Origin of the sequence: Parabacteroides sp. AF14-59, assembly GCF_003479515.1 — a bacterium.
In the GTDB taxonomy this organism is placed as follows: domain Bacteria; phylum Bacteroidota; class Bacteroidia; order Bacteroidales; family Tannerellaceae; genus Parabacteroides; species Parabacteroides faecis.
On the sequence record NZ_QUHH01000049.1, the window covers coordinates 1,866 to 6,951 of the forward strand.

Genomic DNA, 5,086 nt, shown 5'->3' on the forward strand with positions numbered 1-5,086 from the left:
ACGGCAATCAGATCACAGAGCTTATTGAAATCGAGTTTCTTCAATGAACGGACCTGTGCATAAAATAATTTAGAACCGGCGGCAGCGTCTTTGCGCATGTCGGGGCGTTTTACTAAGTGGAAACTTAAAGCCATAATTTATTAATTGAAAGTCGATAATTGAAAATTACTGGTTGGTTATCGATAACATGACAAAGATATGAACCCAGAAAAACGGCTGTGACATGAAATGGCGTTACCGGTTATAAAGAGTTTAATAAGGGAGAATAAATATACAAATAGCACATTAAACTTTGATTTTCATTTCTTTATATGGTATTTATTTCTTATCTTAGAGGTAATTAATACACATGGAAATGGAAGACGAAAAATTTAAAATCCGCAGTTACGGATGGACGGAACTGGCACTTTGTTATAATCCGAATCTGCATCCAAACTCTGCATCACGTTTACTGCACCGCTGGGTGGTGAGAAACGAAAAACTGGTCAAAACATTAAAAACTGCCGGGTTCTGCGAACGACAACGAAAACTGACACCGAAACAGGTCGGGGTGATCGTTGATTTTTTAGGAGAACCGTGATTGAATTGAAAATGAAGAATTGAAGATTGAAAATTTGAAAGTCCCTTATTTTGGATGCGAAAGATATATGTTTTGAAGATGAAATAAGGGACTTTTAAAGGTGAAAGATATATGCTTCAAGGAAAAGGAGGTCGGTTTAGCTAACATAGAATGTTGTTTTGCAGCATAATACTCAATAATTATGCGTAAACCGATTAATAAGAATAAAAAAAAAGGATGATAAACATGTTCCTGAAGAGTATGTGACTTTTATGACCGCACTCTTTGCCGGACTGAAGCAGAACGGTCTGTTCGGTGGTTATTCATACAAGAAAATTACCGAATTCATAAATCCGTTTTTCAAATTTAAGTATGCAGCGAGTACCGTTTGCAAAAACATGAAACTATTCGACAAATATTCAGACTATTACGCTGAAATACAAGAATTTATAACAATCATAAAAAACAAAGCCAAACCAACAGGGAAGAAATAACAATTTATTAACCAGCTGTAAAACAACATTTTAAGAAATACAAAACGGGTTAAATTGGTACTACAATCCGAGGATGTTCATATTTACCTTTGTATCAGCAAAATGAAATACGCTCTTTGATTCCTTTTAAAAGCTGAAAAAAATGCCGGAGGCCTTATAGTTCTTTATAAAGAATATTCTTTCTATATTTAAAGAGAAAAATAAAGCCGTCATCGAAGTCAAATATGGACACCTATTAAACCATTTGTAATCAACCAATTAAAGGAAATAATCCGTAATCATGCGCTAATAAGAATATTAACTAAAAAATTAGTATCATGAAAGGTATTAAAATCATTGAAAATGAAAGTGTTGCATTAGATTACCTGGGAAAGGCCTTTATAAAGATTCCCAGAAGTATAATGGACCGGTTGGACAGTACCCGGTTGGTTGAACGCCAGATGGCCCGTCTGCATTTATGTCTGTTCGGGTTGTGTTATCACACTGACGGTTATGTGATGCTGGACAATCGCAAAGTCAGTTGCCGGCGGGGGGAATATGTCGGTACACAACGCCAGTTGGCCGAAGCCGCAGGGATCAGCCTCGGGTCACTGAGCCGGTTGATCGACAAAATGGTGAAATTACAACTGATCTCCGTCACCCATATACCGGGAGGAAGCCGTATATTAGTGAAGGGGTATGCTGTTTTTACCTGGATACAGGAAAGCAAAGAGACTCAAAAAAATACACCGTCCACAGATGCAGCCGTCCAAATGGCGGAAGCAGAAAGAAACATGGGAGGACGAAGCATGCAGGATTCTACAAACTTACCTAACTAATGACGATTATGGAAGCAATAGAATCTGTACACCAGGTGGAAGAAGCGGTGATTTGTACACTCCTATCTTCTGAATCTGCCATATGGCAGGTGGCTCCGGTACTGAAACCGGAGATGTTCAGCGATCCGTTGTTGTCCTTTGTTTACTCCGCAATCTGTTCGCTGAACAGCCGGGGTGAAAAAGCGGATCTGGTGACTACCGACATCGAGATGCGGTGCCTGAATGAAAAACGCTGGAAGGAGATGAACGGGATCACGGTGATCAATGCAGCCATGACGCAGATACGGCATACCGGAAATCTGAAACAATATGTCGAAGAAGTGAAACGCCAGTATATGCTTCGTTTGCTCGCCACGCTATTCTCTACGTTGCAAGCAAAAGCCAACTGTTTCGATTCTTCTTATATGGCTCTTGTTGAAGAAGCTGAATCGTCTTTAATGGCACTGCGGGAAACCGGTATTGCAGGCAAACAGATCTGCCGGATCGGTAAAACGGCCAATGAAGTCCTGAAGATGCACCGCGACAGGTTGGAAAGCGGTATCGATAATATGTGTGTCCGGACGGGTATCGAGGAATTCGATTACGTGACCGGAGGCCTTTACAAAGGGGAGCTTACTGTTGGAGCGGGACGTCCCGGTGACGGTAAAACGGCTGTCGCCATGCAGATTGCCATGAATGCGGCCCTGGCAGGGAAGCATGTTTGTTTCTTCAGCCTGGAGATGACGGCTTTGCAGACGATGAACCGCTTGTTTGCCGGTTACGGGGGGGTGGATGCCAATCATTTGCGTATCGATGGGGCTAATCCGGCGGATTTGACGAAGATGGAGAAAATGGCGGATGAGTTCCAGAACCTGCCGTTATATTTTGACCATACCTCGGCGAACAGCGTAGAAAATATCCGTGCCCAAGTGATGCTTCAGAAACGTAAAAATCAATGTGACCTGGCAGTGGTCGATTACCTCCACATGATGAAAATAGAGAATCATGGAAAGGAGACAATGGATCAGATGATAGGACGCAATATACAGGGATTAAAACAACTGGCGTTGGATGCCGATATTCCGATACTCGTTCTTTCGCAGATGAACCGTAACAGTGTGAACCGGACGGATAAAGCTCATATCCCAGACCTGCATGACCTGCGCGACTCAGGCGTGATCGAACAGGTGGCGGATTGTGTGTACTTCGTTTATATACCGGAACGGAATGGAATCGAAAAGGATGAGATCACCGGAGAAAGTTTGCATCTGGTAGGGAAATTATATATCAGGAAAACACGTAACGGGTCAACCGGGATTGCCCGTTATCGCTATAATGAGAGTTACACCCGCATCACCAACTATAATACCGGCAGACGATCATGACAAAGTTGGAAATAGAACAATTGAAATCGTCGCTTCGTATTGAAGAGGTGGTCGGAAGATATGTAAAACTGGACCGGAAAGGGATAAGTTATGTCGGACTTTGTCCGTTTCACGAAGATCATCATCCGTCGCTCATGGTGAATCCCCAAAAGCAAACATTCAATTGCTTTGCCTGTGGAGAGCATGGGGATGCGATCGGGTTCGTACAGAAGATGGAACATTGCACTTTTATGAGTGCAGTGGGGAAATTGAAAATTGAAAATGGAGAATTGAAAATAAATGAGAGAAAGGTAAAGCCTGTCGACAGGAATAGCGATGCGAAGCAACTGTCCACTGTCACTTGTCAACTTTCAACTGAAAAAAACTTGCAGTTTTTTTCCTCCCTTCTGCCTTATGCTTGCGGTAACTCAGAATTGACGCCTGCGTATCTGGATTTTGAAGTAGGACAGTCTCCTGTAAACGTTCCGAAAGAATGGTATGCCATGCGTAACCGTGTCATTTTCCCGATCCGTAACGAAGCCGGACAGCTGATTGCTTTTGCTGCCCGCAAATTAACGGATGACAATCCGGATGAACCGAAATATATCAATACTTCGACAGCCGACGGATATAAAAAGAGCGAAAATCTGTATGCCCTTTACCGGGCAAAAGAGGCTATCATCCGACAGGGCTTCGTTTTTGTGGTGGAAGGTTACAAGGATGCGATCGCCATGTATGCAGCAGGTTTCACCAATACGGTTGCCTTATGCGGTACGGCACTGACCACCGGACAGATCGCCTTGCTGCAAAAATATACGAACCGGATCTGTCTGTTACTGGACGGGGATAAGCCGGGACGGGAGGCGGCACGTAAAATATCCTTGTCGCTCGATCCGGTTTCGATGGAGGTACAGACGATTTTTCTGCCGGAAGGGGAAGATCCCGATTCTCTCTTTCGCAGATGCGGCAAAGAGGCGTTTGTTTCCCGGATCGGCAGGTATCAGTCGAAGCCTCATTTATCGGAAGAACTGTTGTTGACGACTTGCCTGTTGTTTCAGGATACTTATTATATGTTCAAAGGTTCGCTTTGTCTTTTTACGGAATTATTGAACAGCATTCTCCGAACGGACGACCTGCTTTTGGAGAATAAAGAGAACCGGGCGATATTGACTCATTTGGCGGAAGGCCATCCGGAGTCAGGTTTGTCACCGGTATTGAAAAGGGTTGCGGATGAGTTGCATGTGGAATATGATCAGGCGATCTATCAGGAAAAGGAGCAGTTCGGTTCACTTTATCCTGAGGCTGCCAATGTGATGGAGATGTTTCTGATCCGGTTATTCTTTTTGTATGCGGAAAACCGTATCCTCCGGGATATACAAAAACAGGTTCGCTTGTTATTGGAAACTGTTCTCGAAAATAAAGAGAAACGCCTCGCCATCCTTATCCATATTGCCAAACGCCGTGAACAGTTACGGCATGTCTCGGAGAATCTGGATAGGCCCGGGGCGGTAATTGTGCCAATATGCCAATGGGGATGGCAATAGATTCAGTATTTATCAAAATTGAACTATCCTATAATCAAAGTGACATGACCATTACAGGTTCATTTGCCGTTGGTTTTAACCAACGGTCTACAGATTGTATCCCTTTTTTGGCTTTAGCCGCATTTCTCTTAAATAGCGAGACTGTCTAAAATGGGACTAAAGTCCAAAGAAATAGAGCATTTACTAATCCGTCAGTTAAAACTGACGGCAAATGAACCTGCAACTAAGCATATCTTATTTATGACTGATGGCTTATGCTCGAATAAGCTCAAATCTTTCTAATCAAATAATAAATGAAATTTATATCTAAACTAATTATTGGGGGAGG

The 5,086-nt window shown here is 42.9% G+C and carries 4 protein-coding genes; all 4 read left to right on the plus strand.

Annotation, left to right across the window (positions count from 1 at the left end):
- Positions 1 to 355: 355 nt before the first annotated feature.
- The 4 genes from DWW23_RS26115 (at position 356) to DWW23_RS26135 (ending at position 4,758) form a co-directional block, all read left to right on the plus strand.
- Entirely contained in the window at positions 356 to 580 is a 225-nt protein-coding gene (locus tag DWW23_RS26115) for a DUF4248 domain-containing protein (RefSeq protein WP_122357380.1), read from the plus strand.
- Positions 581 to 1,370: 790 nt separating this feature from the next.
- On the plus strand, positions 1,371 to 1,871 hold the full coding sequence (locus tag DWW23_RS26125) for a hypothetical protein (protein WP_122357378.1): 501 nt from the start codon (positions 1,371 to 1,373) through the stop codon (positions 1,869 to 1,871).
- 8 nt (positions 1,872 to 1,879) lie between these two features.
- Positions 1,880 to 3,235, plus strand: a complete 1,356-nt coding sequence (locus tag DWW23_RS26130) for a DnaB-like helicase C-terminal domain-containing protein (protein WP_122357381.1) — start codon at positions 1,880 to 1,882, stop codon at positions 3,233 to 3,235.
- Entirely contained in the window at positions 3,232 to 4,758 is a 1,527-nt protein-coding gene (locus DWW23_RS26135; protein ID WP_122357379.1) for a DNA primase, read from the plus strand. The genes DWW23_RS26130 and DWW23_RS26135 overlap by 4 nt, the downstream gene beginning before the upstream one ends.
- Positions 4,759 to 5,086 lie beyond the last annotated feature (328 nt).

Excerpts from the sequence above, each read along its gene's own strand:
- DWW23_RS26115 (WP_122357380.1), top strand. The coding sequence starts at position 356 with ATGGAAGACGAAAAATTTAAAATCCGCAGTTACGGATGGACGGAACTG.
- DWW23_RS26125 (WP_122357378.1), top strand. The coding sequence starts at position 1,371 with ATGAAAGGTATTAAAATCATTGAAAATGAAAGTGTTGCATTAGATTAC.
- DWW23_RS26130 (WP_122357381.1), top strand. The coding sequence starts at position 1,880 with ATGGAAGCAATAGAATCTGTACACCAGGTGGAAGAAGCGGTGATTTGT.
- DWW23_RS26135 (WP_122357379.1), top strand. The coding sequence starts at position 3,232 with ATGACAAAGTTGGAAATAGAACAATTGAAATCGTCGCTTCGTATTGAA.